This window comes from Pseudomonas iranensis, assembly GCF_014268585.2.
In the GTDB taxonomy this organism is placed as follows: domain Bacteria; phylum Pseudomonadota; class Gammaproteobacteria; order Pseudomonadales; family Pseudomonadaceae; genus Aquipseudomonas; species Aquipseudomonas iranensis.
The window spans coordinates 3,900,376-3,916,468 of the sequence record NZ_CP077092.1 but is presented as its reverse complement, the minus strand read 5'-3'; the positions used below and the strand labels follow the sequence as shown (position 1 = coordinate 3,916,468).

The 16,093-nt window shown below is 61.3% G+C and carries 14 protein-coding genes; 8 read left to right on the top strand and 6 right to left on the bottom strand.

The genetic code is table 11. The features are described from left to right. Positions 1-262: 262 nt before the first annotated feature. From HU724_RS17450 to HU724_RS17430, 5 genes are all read left to right on the top strand, one after another. A complete protein-coding gene (locus HU724_RS17450; protein WP_007918694.1) occupies positions 263-1,639 on the top strand; it encodes a glutamine synthetase family protein in 1,377 nt (458 codons plus the stop codon). 255 nt (positions 1,640-1,894) lie between these two features. Continuing rightward, positions 1,895-3,385: an aldehyde dehydrogenase gene (locus HU724_RS17445; protein WP_186566524.1), complete on the top strand. Its 1,491-nt coding sequence runs from the start codon at positions 1,895-1,897 to the stop codon at positions 3,383-3,385. 49 nt (positions 3,386-3,434) lie between these two features. After that, entirely contained in the window at positions 3,435-4,718 is a 1,284-nt protein-coding gene (locus tag HU724_RS17440; RefSeq protein WP_186566526.1) for an NAD(P)/FAD-dependent oxidoreductase, read from the top strand. Between the two features lie 413 nt (positions 4,719-5,131). Further along, the gene (locus HU724_RS17435; RefSeq protein WP_011333561.1) at positions 5,132-5,680 is read left to right on the top strand and encodes a cupin domain-containing protein; all 549 of its coding nucleotides are present in this window, start codon (positions 5,132-5,134) and stop codon (positions 5,678-5,680) included. Between the two features lie 143 nt (positions 5,681-5,823). Then, the gene (locus HU724_RS17430; RefSeq protein WP_110645556.1) at positions 5,824-6,108 is read left to right on the top strand and encodes a hypothetical protein; all 285 of its coding nucleotides are present in this window, start codon (positions 5,824-5,826) and stop codon (positions 6,106-6,108) included. A 70-nt stretch (positions 6,109-6,178) separates the two neighbouring features. On the opposite strand, the gene HU724_RS17425 is transcribed toward HU724_RS17430, so the two are convergent. Beyond that, the gene (locus tag HU724_RS17425) at positions 6,179-6,610 is read right to left on the bottom strand and encodes a hypothetical protein (RefSeq protein WP_186566528.1); all 432 of its coding nucleotides are present in this window, start codon (positions 6,608-6,610) and stop codon (positions 6,179-6,181) included. A 158-nt stretch (positions 6,611-6,768) separates the two neighbouring features. Between HU724_RS17425 and HU724_RS17420 the strand changes: the two genes are divergently transcribed. From HU724_RS17420 to HU724_RS17410, 3 genes are all read left to right on the top strand, one after another. Continuing rightward, positions 6,769-7,191 (top strand): HD domain-containing protein, encoded by a 423-nt coding sequence (locus HU724_RS17420; protein ID WP_186566530.1) that lies wholly within the window; start codon positions 6,769-6,771, stop codon positions 7,189-7,191. 182 nt (positions 7,192-7,373) lie between these two features. After that, the gene (locus tag HU724_RS17415; protein ID WP_186566532.1) at positions 7,374-8,393 is read left to right on the top strand and encodes an AbrB family transcriptional regulator; all 1,020 of its coding nucleotides are present in this window, start codon (positions 7,374-7,376) and stop codon (positions 8,391-8,393) included. Positions 8,394-8,774: 381 nt separating this feature from the next. After that, positions 8,775-9,560, top strand: coding sequence for a DeoR/GlpR family DNA-binding transcription regulator (locus HU724_RS17410; protein ID WP_186566534.1), 786 nt, complete (start codon positions 8,775-8,777; stop codon positions 9,558-9,560). A gap of 111 nt (positions 9,561-9,671) precedes the next feature. On the opposite strand, the gene HU724_RS17405 is transcribed toward HU724_RS17410, so the two are convergent. The 5 genes from HU724_RS17405 to HU724_RS17385 all read right to left on the bottom strand — a co-directional run bounded on the left by HU724_RS17405 (position 9,672) and on the right by HU724_RS17385 (position 15,936). After that, positions 9,672-10,955: an NAD(P)/FAD-dependent oxidoreductase gene (locus HU724_RS17405; RefSeq protein ID WP_186566536.1), complete on the bottom strand. Its 1,284-nt coding sequence runs from the start codon at positions 10,953-10,955 to the stop codon at positions 9,672-9,674. Between the two features lie 148 nt (positions 10,956-11,103). After that, positions 11,104-12,468 carry a glutamine synthetase family protein gene (locus HU724_RS17400; protein WP_186566538.1) on the bottom strand — a complete coding sequence of 455 codons (1,365 nt, stop codon included), beginning with the start codon at positions 12,466-12,468 and terminating at the stop codon, positions 11,104-11,106. A gap of 573 nt (positions 12,469-13,041) precedes the next feature. Beyond that, positions 13,042-13,941, bottom strand: coding sequence for a bestrophin family protein (locus HU724_RS17395; RefSeq protein ID WP_186566540.1), 900 nt, complete (start codon positions 13,939-13,941; stop codon positions 13,042-13,044). Positions 13,942-13,966: 25 nt separating this feature from the next. Beyond that, a complete protein-coding gene (gene moaA, locus HU724_RS17390) occupies positions 13,967-14,965 on the bottom strand; it encodes a GTP 3',8-cyclase MoaA (RefSeq protein WP_186566542.1) in 999 nt (332 codons plus the stop codon). Positions 14,966-15,084: 119 nt separating this feature from the next. Further along, positions 15,085-15,936: a CAP domain-containing protein gene (locus HU724_RS17385; RefSeq protein WP_186566544.1), complete on the bottom strand. Its 852-nt coding sequence runs from the start codon at positions 15,934-15,936 to the stop codon at positions 15,085-15,087. Between the last annotated feature and the right edge of the window lie 157 nt (positions 15,937-16,093).

Here is a 16,093-nt window from a genome sequence, read left to right as displayed (position 1 = left end):
GTCACTTGAACGAGCTTTTCCGGAGCTTAGCCTCGTTGATTTTAATTAACAACTGCCATGTAAAAAATTCTAAACGCCGTTCATCAAATCGCTCAGGTTTACCGGGGTTTGCCGGCGGATATGGCACGAGAGTGTTAAAAAAAGCCCGAAAAATAAAGGCTGCAGGGCAGGGTGTTCGCTATTGACTTCACTTTGCCTTTCGGATTGACTGGCTGCGCAACACAGCGGTGAACATAATAATTAACAGCTAAATAGGTGCATCATGTCGGTCCCTCTGCGTACCGTTCAACTCAACGAAGCCAACGCATTCCTTAAGAAATATCCTGAGGTTTTGTACGTCGACCTTCTGATTGCGGATATGAACGGTGTGGTGCGCGGCAAGCGCATCGAACGCACCAGTCTTCATAAGGTGTACGAAAAAGGCATCAACCTGCCGGCGTCGCTGTTCGCGCTGGACATCAACGGCTCGACGGTGGAAAGCACCGGCCTAGGCCTGGATATTGGCGATGCTGATCGCATCTGCTACCCGATCCCCGGCACCCTGAGCATCGAGCCGTGGCAAAAACGCCCGACCGCTCAACTGCTGATGACCATGCACGAGATCGAAGGCCAGCCGTTCTTCGCCGACCCGCGTGAAGTGCTGGCCAACGTTGTGCGCAAATTCGACGACCTCGGCCTGACCATATGCGCGGCGTTCGAACTCGAGTTCTACCTGATCGACCAGGACAACGTGAATGGCCGTCCGCAATCGCCACGTTCACCTGTATCCGGCAAGCGTCCGGTGTCGACCCAGGTCTACCTGATCGACGATCTCGACGAATACGTCGACTGCCTGCAAGACATTCTCGAAGGCGCGAAAGAGCAGGGCATTCCCGCTGACGCCATCGTCAAGGAAAGCGCCCCGGCACAGTTCGAAGTCAACCTGCATCACGTCTCCGACCCGATCAAGGCCTGCGATTACGCGGTGTTGCTCAAGCGTCTGGTGAAGAACATCGCCTACGACCACGAGATGGACACGACTTTCATGGCCAAGCCGTATCCGGGCCAGGCCGGCAACGGTCTGCACGTGCACATTTCGATTCTGGACAAAGAAGGCAACAACATCTTCGCCAGCGAGGATCCCGAGCAGAACGCCGCACTGCGTCACGCGATCGGCGGTGTGCTCGAGACCCTGCCGGCGCAAATGGCGTTCCTCTGCCCGAACGTCAACTCGTACCGCCGCTTCGGCGCGCAGTTCTACGTACCGAACTCGCCGAGCTGGGGCATCGACAACCGCACCGTGGCCGTGCGCGTGCCGACCGGTTCGGCGGATGCCGTGCGCATCGAACACCGCGTCGCCGGTGCCGATGCCAACCCATACCTGCTGATGGCTTCGGTGCTGGCCGGCATCCACCACGGCCTGACCAACCAGATCGAGCCCGGCGCCCCGGTCGAAGGCAACAGCTACGAGCAGAACGAGCAGAGCCTGCCGAACAACCTGCGCGACGCCTTGCGCGAGCTCGACGACAGCGAAGTCATGGCGCGCTACATCGACCCGATGTACATCGACGTGTTCGTCGCGTGCAAGGAAAGCGAGCTGGCGGAGTTCGAGAACTCGATTTCTGATCTTGAGTACAACTGGTATCTGCATACGGTCTGAAGATCAAAAGCCCCTCACCCTAACCCTCTCCCGGAGGGAGAGGGGACTGACCGCGTCGTCTGGAGATATCCGGCGACCTGAACGATCCAGTCGATGATGGATTCGGCAAAGATTTTTCAGGTCGGCGCAGTTACCAGACATCCCCCGATCGGTCCCCTCTCCCTCTGGGAGAGGGCTAGGGTGAGGGCAGCGATTCCCGGCCAGGCAAAGCAACCAGACCAACCCCCAAATTCCCCCTTGTCGAGCTCAAAAACAATGACCACAACCCGCAACGACTGGGAACAACGCTTCCAGTCCCTGTCCATCGAATCCCGCGCCTTCATCGACGGTGAATATCGCCCGGCGATCAGCGGCGACACCTTCGAATGCCTGAGCCCGGTCGATGGCCGCTTTCTTGCCGCCGTCGCCAGCACCGATGAAGCCGACGCCAACCTGGCCGTCGAAGCGGCGCGCCAGTCCTTCAACTCCGGCATCTGGGCGAAAAAAGCCCCGGCCGAGCGCAAGCGCGTGCTGATCCGCTTCGCCGATCTGATCCTGCAACACCAGGAAGAACTGGCGCTGCTGGAAACCCTCGACATGGGCAAGCCGATCAGCGATTCGATGAGCATCGACATCCCGGCGACCGCCAACGCGATCCGCTGGAGCGCCGAGGCCATCGACAAGATCTACGACGAAGTCGCCGCCACGCCACACGACCAACTTGGCCTCGTCACCCGTGAGCCCTCGGGTGTGGTCGCAGCGATCGTGCCGTGGAATTTCCCGCTGATCATGGCCAGCTGGAAGTTTGCCCCGGCGCTGGCGGCGGGAAACTCGTTCATCCTCAAGCCTTCGGAAAAATCACCGCTGACCGCCATCCGCATCGCGCAACTGGCGCTGGAGGCGGGTATTCCGAAGGGCGTGTTCAACGTGCTGCCGGGCTACGGTCACACCGTCGGCAAGGCACTGGCGTTGCACATGGACGTCGACGTGCTGGCCTTCACCGGTTCCACGGCGATCGCCAAGCAGCTGATGATCTATGCCGGGCAGAGCAACATGAAACGCGTCTGGCTCGAGGCCGGCGGCAAGAGCCCGAACGTGGTGTTCGCCGACGCACCGGACCTGCGCGCGGCAGCCCAGGCAGCAGCCAGTGCCATCGCCTTCAATCAGGGCGAAGTCTGCACTGCCGGCTCGCGTCTGCTGGTCGAGCGCTCGATTCGCGAGCAGTTCATTCCGCTGCTGGTGGAAGCCCTGCAAGCGTGGAAACCGGGGCATGCACTGGATCCGGCGACCACCGTCGGCGCCGTGGTCGACCAGCGTCAACTGGACAACGTGCTGCGCTACATCAGCATCGGCCGCGAGCAGGGCGCCGAGTTGATTGCCGGCGGCCAACGCACCCTCGAAGAAACCGGCGGCCTCTACGTGCAGCCAGCGATTTTCGACGGCGTGACCAATGCGATGACTATCGCTAGGGAAGAAATCTTCGGCCCGGTGCTGTCGCTGATCACCTTCGACACTGCCGAAGAAGCCCTGCAGATCGCCAACGACAGCATTTTCGGCCTCGCCGCCGGGGTGTGGACCAGCAACCTGAGCAAGGCGCACACCTTCGCCCGCGGTTTGCGCGCCGGCAGTGTCTGGGTCAACCAGTACGACGGCGGCGACATGACCGCGCCATTCGGTGGCTTCAAGCAATCGGGCAACGGTCGCGACAAATCGCTGCACGCGTTCGACAAGTACACCGAACTGAAAGCGACCTGGATCAAGCTCTGATTCTTTTACAGCGGCGGCCGTCCCTGGTTGGTGGCCCTCGGAGAAACCTATGAAACAGCAACACGTAAACAGCTACTACGCCGCCACCCGCAACGAAGTCATCGACTTCCCGGTTCTCGAAGAGGCAGTGGACTGCGATGTCTGCATCATCGGCGCCGGCTACACGGGCCTGTCCTCGGCGCTGTTCCTCAGCGAAGCCGGCTACAAAGTCACCGTGCTGGAAGCGGCGAAAGTCGGCTACGGCGCCAGCGGGCGCAATGGCGGGCAACTGGTCAACTCCTACAGCCGCGACGTCGATGTCATCGAAGAGCGCTACGGCGACAAGACTGCAGAAATCCTCGGCAGCATGATCTTCGAAGGCGCCGACATCATTCGTTCGCGCATCAAGGATTACGACATCAAGTGCGACTACCGCCCGGGCGGCATCTTCGCAGCGATGAACAAGAAACAGCACAACGGCCTGGCCGAGCAGAAGCGCAACTGGGAACGCTACGGCAACCGCAATCTGAAGATGCTCGATGCAGCGGACATTCGTCGCGAAGTGGGTTCCGACGCTTACGTTGGCGGCTTGCTGGACATGCAGGGCGGCCACGTTCATCCGCTGAATCTGGCACTAGGGGAGGCCGCTGCCATCGTGCGCTTGGGCGGCAAGATCTACGAGCAATCGGCAGCGGTGGAAATCACCTACGGCGAGCCGATCACCGTGCGCACCGCCAAGGGCCTGGTCCGCGCCAAATACCTGCTGATCGCCGGCAACGCTTATCTGCCGCAAGGTCTCGATAATCGCGTCACCGCGAAAAGCATGCCGTGCGGCTCGCAGATCGTCGTCACCGAACCGCTGACCGAGCAGCAGGCACGCAGCCTGATCACCAACAACTATTGCGTCGAAGACTGCAACTATCTGCTGGATTACTACCGCCTCACTGCCGACAACCGGCTGCTTTACGGCGGCGGTGTGGTCTACGGCGCGCGCGAGCCGGACGATATCGAACAACTGATCCGGCCGAAGATCCTCAAGACCTTCCCGCAGCTCAAGGACGTGAAGATCGACTACCGCTGGACCGGCAATTTCCTGCTGACCATGTCGCGCATGCCGCAATTCGGCCGCATCGAAAAGAACGCCTACTACATGCAGGGCTACAGCGGCCACGGTGTCACCTGCTCGCACCTGGCCGGCAAATTGATCTCGGAAATGATCCGCGGCGACGCCGAACGCTTCAACGCCTTCGCCTCGCTGCCGCACATGCCAATGCTCGGCGGCCGCACCTTCTCCGCACCGCTCACCGCGTTGGGCGCCGTCTACTACTCCCTGCGCGACCGTTTCGGCGTCTGACTTACCTCCCGGCGGCGGCCCGAAAGACCCCGCCGGTTTTTCACTTATGCAAAAGCACTGATGTCCACTGTGGGAGCGAGCCTGCTCGCGAAGAGGCCAGCCCAGCCACACTCGCTTTTGCTGACCTGCTCAAAACCAAATGTGGGAGCGAGCTTGCTCGCGAAGGGGCCATGTCAGCCAAGATCTTCGTTGTCTGACACACTGCTTTCGCGAGCAGGCTCGCTCCCACAGTGACTGTATTGCCAAGGCCAACAGGACTTTTGCCGCACCATCCATCGAACCTGCTGAGCAACACTTGCAAACGTGATTTAATAGCCGCCTTTCACGGTTCCGGGACACGGGAGCAACGTGATCCGCGCGACCTGCGCGTCACCCGCCACCCACCCCCATCGCCCCTTTTACATAAGGCAGTCATGGATACGGGTTCTCGACTCAAACTAGTACGCGAAAGCTACAAACTCTCCCAGCGCGAACTCGCCCGGCGTAGCGGCGTGACCAACGCGACCATCTCGCTGATCGAACAGAACCGCGTCAGCCCCTCCGTCAGCTCGCTGAAAAAGCTGCTCGAAGGCATACCGATGTCTCTGGCCGACTTCTTCACCTTCGACCAGCCCCCGCGCGAACACCAATACGTGTTCCGCGCCAACGAACAACCCGACCTCGGCCGCCACGGCCTGCGCCTGCTGCTCATCGGCGCCTCCGTCCCCAGCCGCCAGATGCGCCTGCTCCGCGAGCAATACGCCCCCGGCGCCAGCTCCGGCGAAGAGCCGATCGTGCATGCCGAAGGCGAAGAGTGCGGATTGGTCACGCGCGGCACGGTGGAACTGACCGTGGACGGGCAGGTGAGTGTGCTGAGTGCCGGGGATGGTTATTACTTTCCGACGACGTTGCCGCATAAATTCCGGAATATCGGCGCGGATGAGGCGGAGATTATTAGTGCGAATACGCCGGCGAATTTCTGATCGGATAACGCATATTTTTTTGTTGACCCGGCATCTTTTACGAGGTGTCGGGTTGTTTGTTCCTGCCATTCGTCAGCCCTCCCGCATTTTCCCCGCGCACGCGCTTCCAATGCATAACCCAACCCCGCAAAGGAACCGCCGACATGCATAAATCCAGTCTCGCAGCATTCACCCTGGCCACGCTGTTATCCGCCACTTCGCTCTACGCGACCGCCGCCAGCGACACCCCGGCACCCACCGCTAACGACGGCAACAGCCAAACCAATCCGAGTGCACCGGAGGACATTCATTCCAACGGCGCCACCGTGCCCAAAGGCACGCAGGGCAATACCACCAACAATGACGGCTCGACACCTGCGGGCTCCAAGCCCAGCGGTTCGAAGCAATCGAACGACAGCGGCACCAGCAGCGGTGCTGGTGAGGGTTGAAGCTGTTTGCAGATATAGCAAGCCCGGCATCAAGCCGGGCTCTCTGTCAGGTATTCCTCGATAACCGAAGCTATTTAGCCTTCCAGTTCCCGCCGCTGTTCTCGCAATCAATCTTTGCCTGCGCCAGGTGCTCAACGTCGTAGTAATACGTGGTGGCTTTGGCGTTGTCGGGCATGTTCAGCGGTTTGGCGCTTTTGTCTTTGCTGGTCGAGTGCGGGTTGGCCAGTGATTCCTGGGTGAGGCGGGCGGTGCAGGTGGCCTGGTAGTGGTCGTCGCAGCGATCGACTTTTTTCTTGGTGGCGTTGAGGGTGTCCTTGCTTTCGTTGCTGCAGGACCAGTTGATGGAGTCCACGGGCATGCCTTCGTATTCGTAGCAGCTGTGGGTTTCCACCGCTGGCACCGAGGCGCTGGAGGAGCGGGTCTGCACGTCGCAGCCTTCAGCCATGACGCAGGTGGGGATGATGGCAAACGTGGCGATCAGGAGCAGCAGTCGGGTTTTCATCGGCAATTCCTCTCCAATGGCGCCGCGTCTGATCGGTGATTTGGCGCTTGTCTGGTTTCGAGGCGGCGAGGGCGGGCAAGGTTCAATCGGTTTGCGCTGAGCGATCTTCGCGTACACTGCGCAACAATCAGAAACATTCAGCGCAGGATTCGATTCCCATGGCCCAAACCCTCGAACGCGCCATCGCCATTGCCGCCACGGCCCACACCGGGCAGGTGGACAAGGGCGGGGCGCCGTACATTCTGCATCCGCTGAAAGTCATGTTGCGCATGAATACGCTGGAAGAGCGCATCGTCGCTGTGCTGCACGACGTGGTCGAGGATTGCGGGGTGAGTCTGGATGATTTGCGCGGGGAAGGTTTCAGCGAAGAGGTGCTGGCGGCGATTGCAGCGGTGACCAAAGTGCCCGGCGAGTCCTACGAGGATTTTGTCGACCGCGCCGCGCAAAACCCGATCGGGCGAGTGGTGAAGCTGGCGGATCTGGAGGAGAACAGCGATATCTCGCGGATTGCCTCGCCGGGTTGGGAGGATCTGGAGCGGATCGAGAAATATCGGCGGGCGATTGCACGCTTGCGTATGTAAGACGTATTGGATTCTCGTGGGAGCGAGCCTGCTCGCGAAGGCGATAGATCAGTTATTCTGATCGTTCCCACGCTCTGCGTGGGAATGCAGCCGGGGACGCTCTGCGTCCCAAAAGATCGCAGCCTTCGGTAGCTCCTACCAGGGAATGGTGGTGTCTCACAAAATAGCCAGGAAGGCGAACTATGAAATCCATTGTGTGCTTGTTGATTGCGGCCGGTTTCGGCGCGTTGTTGCAGTTTGAAGGCGTACCCCACGGCTTGCTGCTGGGCTCGATTGTCGTTACCGCGTTGTTTGCCAGTAAAACCGGCATCGCCCCGGCAACTCCTTATGGACTGGGCTACATCCAGGTCACGCTGGGCATCGCCACCGGGCTGATGTTCGAAGCATGGGACAGCGAAACGGCGACGACGATGTTGCCCAGCCTTGGCGTGTTGCTGATCTGCCTGACCGTACAAATCGCACTCGCCGGATGGTGGCTGACACGCGGTGCCGGCTGGAACCGTACCGACGCATTGTTGGCGGTGTATCCCGGCGCGTTGGCCGCAGTGTTCGATTTGCTTGAGTCGGAAAAGGCTTCGAGCAAAGTCATCATCGTGCATCTAATGCGGCTGCTGTTGATCACCGTGCTGGTGAGTTTGCTTATCCCCGGGCAAACAGCGGTGGCTGAAGTCGTCAGCGATCCGTTGACCACCGGCATGGCACTGACCGCACTCGCTGTCATCGCGCTGAGCGTATTGCTCGGCCGCCTGCTGTTGCTGATCGGCGTCCCGGCGCCGTTCATGCTCACTGCGATCATCATCACCGCCGCGTTTGTGAAGTCGGGTTGGCTGCACGGCTTTCACATGCCGGAGTGGAGTTTGGACCTGGCCGCACTGATTCTTGGCGTGCGCATCGGCTCACGTTTCCAGGGACTCGGCATTGCAGAGCTGGCGCGTCATGGGCGCACCGCTTTGGTCTCGGTGGGTTTGATGATCGTCGTCGCAGCGGTGTTTGCCGAGGTGGTCGCGCGCTGGCTGGGCAGTGATCCGCTGTCGCTGTGGCTGGCGTACATGCCGGGCGCGATCGAGACGATTGCGATTGTCGCGTTTGGCGGCGGGCTGAATGTGGTGTTTATCCTGACGCATCATCTGAGCCGGATGGTGCTGCTGCATTTTGCCCCGGCGTTGTTGGTGCAGGTCAGGCGGGTGCGCCAGGAAACCTGAAGCAAGCCAGTGGTGGCTGGCGATTGCTGCGTGTCAGTCAGATCCATCCCCCTCACCCCAGCCCTCTCCCCCAGGGCGGCTGCGGCGCATAAACGGCTTCGTGAGCAATTGCTGGCCTCGGTTTGAGGCGCTGTCAGGCGTGGCCCAAGGCAATCGCGAACGACACGACAATCATGCAGGCGAAGGCGAAGTTGAGATTCATGGGCTGTTCATCCTGAGCTATTGAGAGTGGGGCCATTGTGAACAGGCGCAGCGCAAAGAAAAAATTCGCCGTGTTGATTCCAATGATCGAAAGCATTGATAGCCGTTGCGTTTGTATTTGCCTGAGACTTTCGCTAGTGTCGCTGAAACCTGCAACTACAAGCATAAACAGGCACAACCATGCACGACCACTCCATCGCTGAGCTGCCGTCCCTGCGCCGGCAGAAAATCCTTTTGCTTCTCGAACGTGACGGCAAGGTCATGGCCTCCGAGCTTAGCCAGCATTTCGCAGTGTCCGAAGACACCATCCGCCGCGACCTTGCCGAGCTGGACAGCGCCGGGCTGGTGCAGCGGGTGCATGGCGGGGCGTTGCCGCGACCGAAGGATTCGGGCAAGGATTACTTCACCCGTCTGGATGAGACCGACGAGGTCAAGGTGCGCCTGGCGCAATTGGCGGCGCAGCACATCGAGGACGGGCAGATTGTGCTGTTCGATTCCGGCTCGACCACGTTGCAGGTGGCGCGCGCATTACCGTCCGACATCCGCATCACCGCCGTGACCGCTTCACCGCTGACGGCGATTGCCTTGTCCGAATATAAAGGCGTGAAAGTGATTCTGGCGGGTGGTGAATTGAATGCTCATTCGATGTCGGCCAGTGGTCAGGAAGCGCTGCGACTGCTGGCGGGGATCAAGGCGGATCTGGCGATTACCGGGGTGTGTGCGATTCATCCCGAAGTGGGGATCACCTCGCTGCATTTCGATGAAGTGCCGATCAAACAGGCGATGCTCGACAGCGCAAAGCGGGTGATTGCAGTGACTACGGCGGACAAGCTGGGCGCGGTGGAGCCGTTTGTGGTGGCGCCGTGTACGCGCCTGCATAGGTTGATTACCGAGCGGCATCCGGGGTCGGGGAGTGTGGAGGATTATCGGCGGTTGGGGATTGTCGTGGAGCAGTTGGCGGATTGAGTTTGTGTGGGGTTTGAGGGCCTCTTCGCGAGCAGGCTCGCTCCCACAGAGTGTTGTGTCGTGCACAAATCCAATGTGGGAGCGAGCCTGCTCGCGATAGGGCCAGTGAATTCAGCGCAACCGCTCAAGCATCTGGTAATACCACATCCCCGCCGCCAGCAACGGGTTGCCCAGCAGGTCGCCCATTGGCACGCGAATGTGCTGGCACGCGGCGAAAGTGTCGAATTGCTCCATTTGCCCGGTGATCGCGCGGCTCATGATCTCGCCCATGATGTGCGTGGTGGCGATGCCATGTCCCGAGTAGCCCTGGCAATACCAGACGTTGTCCGAAAGCTTGCCCAGTTGCGGGATGCGGTTGATGACGATGCCCATCGCGCAGCTCCACTGGTAATCGATCGCCACGCCTTTTAGCGCCGGGAACGTGCGTTCGATGCACGGGCGCAGTTCGGCGGCGATGTCGCGCGAATCCTTGCCGCTGTAGTTGGCGCCGCCGCCGAACAGCAACCGGCCGTCGGCGGTGAGCCGGTAGTAATCGAGGACGAAGCGGCAGTCGTACACGGCGAGGTCTTCGGGGTTGATCTGTTGCGCCAGATCACCGAGCGGCGCGGTGGTGACGATGCCGCCCATGGCCGGGAAGATCTTGCCCTTGAGCTGACCCGGTTCGAGCTTGTGATAGTCGTCACCGGCGAGCATCACCTGATTGGCGTCGATCTGGCCGTGGGCGGTGCGCACGCCAGGTGTGTCGCCGTGAATGATCTCCAGCACTTCACTGTTTTCGAAGATCTGCGCGCCCAGGCTTTCGGCTGCGCGTGCTTCGCCAATGCACAGGTTGAGCGGGTGCAGGTGCATGTTGCGGGTGTTCTTGATGGCGCCGTGGTAGAGCTCGCTTTGCAGGAGGTCGCGAACCTGGCTGCGGTCGAGCAGGCTCACTTCATCGCCTAATCCGCGACGCACGGCTTCGTCGTAATCCTTGCGCAGATCGACCATGTGGCTCGGCTTGTACGCCGCGTGCAAGTGGCCGTGTTTGAGGTCGCACTGGATCGCATATTTCTCGACGCGCTGGCGGATGATTTCATGCCCGCGCCAGCGCAGATGCCAGATGAAATCGTCCACGTCATCGCCCAGTTTCGCGCGCATCTGCTTGCGCATCGCGCCGTCGCCGGAAAGGCTGCCGGTGACTTGCCCGCCATTGCGCCCGGTGGCGCCCCAGCCGATCTTGTGGCTTTCGACGATGGCGACTTTCAGGCCTTTTTCCGCCAGCTCGACGGCAGTGGCGACGCCAGTGAAACCGCCGCCGATGATCACCACATCGACCTTGTGCCGGCCTTGCAGGGTCGGGTAGTCGGTGTCGTGGTTGAGGGTGGCGGTGTAGTAGGAATTGCAGCGAATGGTCATGTCTGGGTCCACAAAAAATTCCAGGTTCGAAGTGCATTCCCTGTGGGAGCGAGCCTGCTCGCGAAAGCGGTGTGTCAGTCACCCAAAATGTTGAATGTGATGACGCCTTCGCGAGCAGGCTCGCTCCCACAGGTTCGGTGTCGGATCGTTAAGCCTCGGTCAGGTACCACCGCCAATCCTGCTCACCCACTTCAGCCATGAACTGGCGATACTCGGCACGCTTCACCGCCAGATACACCCCAAGGAATTCCTGCCCCAACGCCTCCCGTGCCCACTGTGAATTTTCAAGCGCTTGTAGCGACGTCAGCCAATCGGTCGGCAGCAGTTCTTTCGCCTGGGCATAACCATTGCCCTCGACCGGTGCCCCCGGATCCAGCTCTTCACGAATGCCGCGATGAATGCCGGCGAGGATCGCTGCCGCTGCCAGATACGGGTTGGCGTCGGCGCCGCAGATGCGGTGTTCGATGTGTCGCGTCGGCGCCGGGCCGCCAGGAACGCGCAGGCTGACGGTGCGGTTATCGACACCCCAAGTCGGCGCCAGTGGCGCGTAGCTGTTGGCCTGAAAGCGCCGGTAAGAGTTGGCGTTGGGGCAGAACAGCAGCAGCGAATCGAGCAGCGAGGCGAGCATGCCGCCGATCGCCGTGCGCAACAGCGGTGTGCCGGCCGGGTCTTCAGAAGCGAACAAATTACGCTCCTCGGCATCGGCCAGGCTGACGTGCATGTGCATGCCGGTGCCGGCCAGATCATCGAACGGCTTGGCCATGAACGTCGCCTGCATGCCGTGCTTGTGCGCCACGCCTTTGACCAGACGCTTGTAGCGCACCGCCTGATCCATCGCTTCCAGCGCATCGCCGTGTTCCAGAGTGATTTCCACTTGCCCCGGGGCGTATTCGGAAATCGCCGTGCGCGCCGGAATGCCGTGCAGTTTGCAGGCGCTGTAGAGGTCGGCGAGGAACGGCTCGATCTGCTCCAGCTCGCGTAAGCCGTAGACTTGCGTGTGTCGCGGTCGCCCGCCGTCGGCGTCCAGCGCCGGTTGTGGGCGGCCGTTGTGGTCGCGTTTGGCATCGAGCAGATAGAACTCCAGCTCGCAGGCCATGATCGGGTGATAGCCCTCGGCCTTGAGCCCGTCGATGACCTTGATCAGCAGGTGCCGAGGGTCAGCGATACTCGCCGGCATGCCCTCGCTCGGGTGCATGCTGACCTGCACCGCAGCGGTCGGAATCTGCCGCCACGGCAGGCGCACCAGACTGCCTTGCAGCGGATAGGCGCGGCAGTCGATGTCGCCGACGTCCCAGACCAGTCCGGAGTTCTCAACGTCTTCGCCCTGTACGGTCAGGCCGAGGATGGTGCTCGGCAGCGGTCGGCCGCTTTCGTACACGGCGAGCAGTTCTTCACGGTGCAACAGCTTGCCGCGCGGCACGCCGTTGGCGTCGAGGATGAACAGTTCGATCATGTCGATATCGGGGTTCTGTTCGAGGAACAGGCGTGCGTCTTCGATGGCTGCGAATTTCATGGCAAATCACTCACGGTGGCGCCGCACAGGCGCGCAGATTCGGCCGGACACGACGCGACAAAAACGCGTAAGTGTCCCGGCAGGGATATCAGGAAAATCGGGAAATTGACTGTCGCGGTTTCAGCTCACGCGATCAGGCAGGAACGGCGATATCCGGCGGGCGTGCGGAGTGACGCAGCTTGGAACGGCGCAGGGCCATGGGCAGATTGACGATGCGGTTCATACGCGGCCCCTGTTGCAGTGGGCGCGTACAGCAGAGACGTGCAACCTTTGCGGTTGTTGTGGTGACGTACTCATAACGCGTGTTTCCGTTGGCGGAAAGCGTCGGCGGCAGGGGAGGCCCGGCGACCGGTGTGCCCGGATAGTAAGGGGGAATTTGCGCGCGTGTAAATGGAAGATTCGTCGGTGGCGCTTTCCGGCGTTTGGGCTGCTTGACCGAGTTGCCTTTTTCGCGAGCAGGCTCGCTCCCACAGGAGAGTGCATTTCAACTGTGGGAGCGAGCCTGCTCGCGAATGGCCGCACCTCGGTCCCGAGCGGACGCGCCGGGCCATCTCGTTACTTGCCGTTGTGTCATCAGCGCAGCACGTAATCGTCCGGTTCCGGCGCTGGCGGCAAAGGCGAGACGCCGAGTTCGTACAGCACATCGCGCTCCAGGGTACGCACCAGCGCATCGGTCGGCAGATCGTTCTCATCGCGGCCGAACGGGTCTTCGAGTTCATCGGCAATCGCGTCGAAGCCGAAGAAGGTGTAGCTGACAATTGCCGTGAACAGCGGCGTCAACCATCCCAGCGATTGCGCCATGGCGAAGGGCAGCAACAGGCAGAACAGGTAAATGGTGCGGTGCAGCAGCAGGGTGTAAGGGAAGGGCAGTGGCGTGTTCTTGATGCGGTCGCACACGGCCTGTGCCTGGCTCAGGCAGGTCAGGTGATTGGCCAGCAATTGATAACGCCATGGCGACAGCACACCGGCCGTTTCCAGCTCGGAACACTGGCGCCCGACCTGATGAAGAATCTGTCCGCAGTGATCCGGCGCCGCACCACCGATCGGCGGGCTGACCCAGTCGGCACTGGCCTGCTCCTCACTGTCTCCACGCAACCGCGCATTCAACGCGTGGGCGAAACCGCACAGGTTGCGCAACAGTTGTCCACGCAGGCGCGAGTCATCGATGCCTTGGGTTTCGCGCATCACCGAGCGCACCCGCAGCAGCACCTCGCCCCAGGCCTTGCGGCCCTCGTACCAACGGTCGTAACAGGCGTTGTTGCGAAAGCTCAGGAAGATCGACAGCGACAGACCGAGCAGGGTGAACGGCGTCGAATTGATCTGGGCGAAGTAGCTCGGCACCAGAAGTTCGATCAGCACAATCGCTGCCGCCAGCAGTGTCAGCATCAAGGTGCGCACGGCGATGCGTTTGGCGATCGAGCCTCTGAGGGTGAACAGCACGGCGAACTGATTGGGTCTCGGTCTGACGATCATCTCGCGGTCCCGGTTGCGCGGCGAATCAGCCGCCGGTCATGTTCATGAAACGCACCACTTGCACGTCGTCGTTGACTTGGAAGTTGTGTCGATACGGCTTGAGTTTCATCGCCTCGATGATCGCGTTCTCCAGACGTTCCGGGTGGCCCGGGTGGGCGCGCAGCACCGCTTTGAGGTCCATCGAATGCTCGTTGCCCAGGCACAGCAGCAAGCGACCTTCGACGGTCAGGCGCACGCGGTTGCAGGTACCGCAGAAGTTATGGCTGTGCGGTGAAATGAAGCCCAGGCGAATGTTCGGCGCTTCGGCCACACGCCAGTAGCGCGACGGCCCTTGCGTCGATTCGGTCGAGTCGATCAGGGTAAAACGTTCGGCGATGCGTTCGCGTACTTGCGCGCTGGAGTAGAAGGATTCGGCGCGGCTGTGTTCGGCGATCGCGCCCAGCGGCATCTCTTCGATGAAGGAAATATCCAGATCACGCTCGATGGCGAAACTGACCAGATCGTTGATCTCGTGATCGTTGCGGCCCTGCATCACCACGCAATTGAGCTTGGTACGGGTGAAACCGGCGGCACGCGCGGCATCGATGCCGTCGATGACCTGCGCCAGATCGCCAGTGCGGGTCAGCTCTTTGAAGCGCTGCGGATCGAGACTGTCGAGGCTGATGTTCAGGCGCTTGACCCCGGCGTCGAACAGCGGCTGGGCCAGTCGGCCCAATTGTGAGCCGTTGGTGGTCAGGCACAGTTCGCGCAGGCCGGGCAGGGCGGCGATCTGTTCGCAAAGTTTCACGACACCAGGCCGGATCAGCGGCTCGCCACCGGTGAGGCGGATCTTGCGCGTGCCGAGGGCAACGAAGCTTTGCGCTACCTGGAACAGCTCTTCGAGGGTGAGGATCTGCTGGCGCGGCAGGAACTGCATGTCCTCGGCCATGCAATAGACGCAGCGAAAATCGCAGCGGTCGGTGACCGACAGGCGCAGATAATCCACGCGGCGGTTGTGACCATCGATCAATTCACGCTGTGTCATGGGCTCGCCTCGTGGATGTGGAACGCCGTCAGCGGGCGCAGATCGCGCAGGGTAGGCTGCGCTCGCCATGCCGTCCAATCACTCTGGCTGACCGAGTGATTGACGGCGTCGATGATGCCTTACGGTGCGCCAAACATCGCCGTCCAGTAAATGCCGGCGTTGCTTTTCGGATCGGTCGCGTAGGCGGCGCCCAGTTCCTGATATTGCGGGTTCATCACGTTGGCGCAATGCCCGGGGCTGGCGAGCCAGCCGTCAACGACCTTGCCGACGGTGTCTTGCCCGGCGGCGATGTTCTCGCCGACCAGTTGCCCACTGTAACCGGACAGCTCGGCGCGGTCGCCCGGGGTGCGGCCGTCGCGGTCCTTGTGGTCGAGGTAGTTATTATTGGCCATGTCGCGGCTGTGATCCTGAGCGACCGTGCCCAGCGTGGCGTTCCAGGCCAGCGGTGCCGCCGCCGCGAAGGACTGCCCGCCGCACTGGCGCGCCTGGCCGCGCGCGGTATTGAGTTGCGCCAGCAGCTTTTGCCCTTCGCTTTGTGCATCGCCGAGTTTCGCCCTCAGCAACGGCCGCGCGAGAACGATGCGCCAGTCGCGGTCGACACGGTTGACGCCGATATCGACGAACTGCGGATCGAGCACCACCTTACAGAAGCTTTCCTTGATCGCCTGCATCGCCGCCGCTGCATCGCGCGGGCCGTTGAGGGTGATCGCCTGCACGTTGACCATCGGGTACTGGGCGCTGGTCATGGCCTGCTGCAGATCGACCGCGCCGCTGGCCGGCAGGCGCAGACGTGGATCGGCCGACAGCGGTGGCAACTCGTTCGATGCCTGCGTGCCGCAACGCTGCGGCTGGCTGCGATAGCTGTTGATCGACTCGATCAATTGCAGTTCATCGGCAGCCAGCGCCGAGGTGGAGAACACCACGCCCAGCGACAGTGCGGCACAACGCAAAACGGACGGCATGAAGCGCATGGAAATCTCCCTTGAGCTGAATGCGCCCATGATGCGCGAAAGGCCCCCGGTGAGTGAATGTGTTTTTCTTTGCGGCGGATTTTTTTCTGCGCTGGTGTGCCCGCGCATTTGCTCGCTACACTCTGCGAAGACCCCGCAAACCGGGCGTCTCACCTAC

Excerpts from the sequence above, each read along its gene's own strand:
- HU724_RS17450 (WP_007918694.1), top strand. The coding sequence starts at position 263 with ATGTCGGTCCCTCTGCGTACCGTTCAACTCAACGAAGCCAACGCATTC.
- HU724_RS17445 (WP_186566524.1), top strand. The coding sequence starts at position 1,895 with ATGACCACAACCCGCAACGACTGGGAACAACGCTTCCAGTCCCTGTCC.
- HU724_RS17440 (WP_186566526.1), top strand. The coding sequence starts at position 3,435 with ATGAAACAGCAACACGTAAACAGCTACTACGCCGCCACCCGCAACGAA.
- HU724_RS17435 (WP_011333561.1), top strand. The coding sequence starts at position 5,132 with ATGGATACGGGTTCTCGACTCAAACTAGTACGCGAAAGCTACAAACTC.
- HU724_RS17430 (WP_110645556.1), top strand. The coding sequence starts at position 5,824 with ATGCATAAATCCAGTCTCGCAGCATTCACCCTGGCCACGCTGTTATCC.
- HU724_RS17425 (WP_186566528.1), bottom strand. The coding sequence starts at position 6,610 with ATGAAAACCCGACTGCTGCTCCTGATCGCCACGTTTGCCATCATCCCC.
- HU724_RS17420 (WP_186566530.1), top strand. The coding sequence starts at position 6,769 with ATGGCCCAAACCCTCGAACGCGCCATCGCCATTGCCGCCACGGCCCAC.
- HU724_RS17415 (WP_186566532.1), top strand. The coding sequence starts at position 7,374 with ATGAAATCCATTGTGTGCTTGTTGATTGCGGCCGGTTTCGGCGCGTTG.
- HU724_RS17410 (WP_186566534.1), top strand. The coding sequence starts at position 8,775 with ATGCACGACCACTCCATCGCTGAGCTGCCGTCCCTGCGCCGGCAGAAA.
- HU724_RS17405 (WP_186566536.1), bottom strand. The coding sequence starts at position 10,955 with ATGACCATTCGCTGCAATTCCTACTACACCGCCACCCTCAACCACGAC.
- HU724_RS17400 (WP_186566538.1), bottom strand. The coding sequence starts at position 12,468 with ATGAAATTCGCAGCCATCGAAGACGCACGCCTGTTCCTCGAACAGAAC.
- HU724_RS17395 (WP_186566540.1), bottom strand. The coding sequence starts at position 13,941 with ATGATCGTCAGACCGAGACCCAATCAGTTCGCCGTGCTGTTCACCCTC.
- moaA (WP_186566542.1), bottom strand. The coding sequence starts at position 14,965 with ATGACACAGCGTGAATTGATCGATGGTCACAACCGCCGCGTGGATTAT.
- HU724_RS17385 (WP_186566544.1), bottom strand. The coding sequence starts at position 15,936 with ATGCGCTTCATGCCGTCCGTTTTGCGTTGTGCCGCACTGTCGCTGGGC.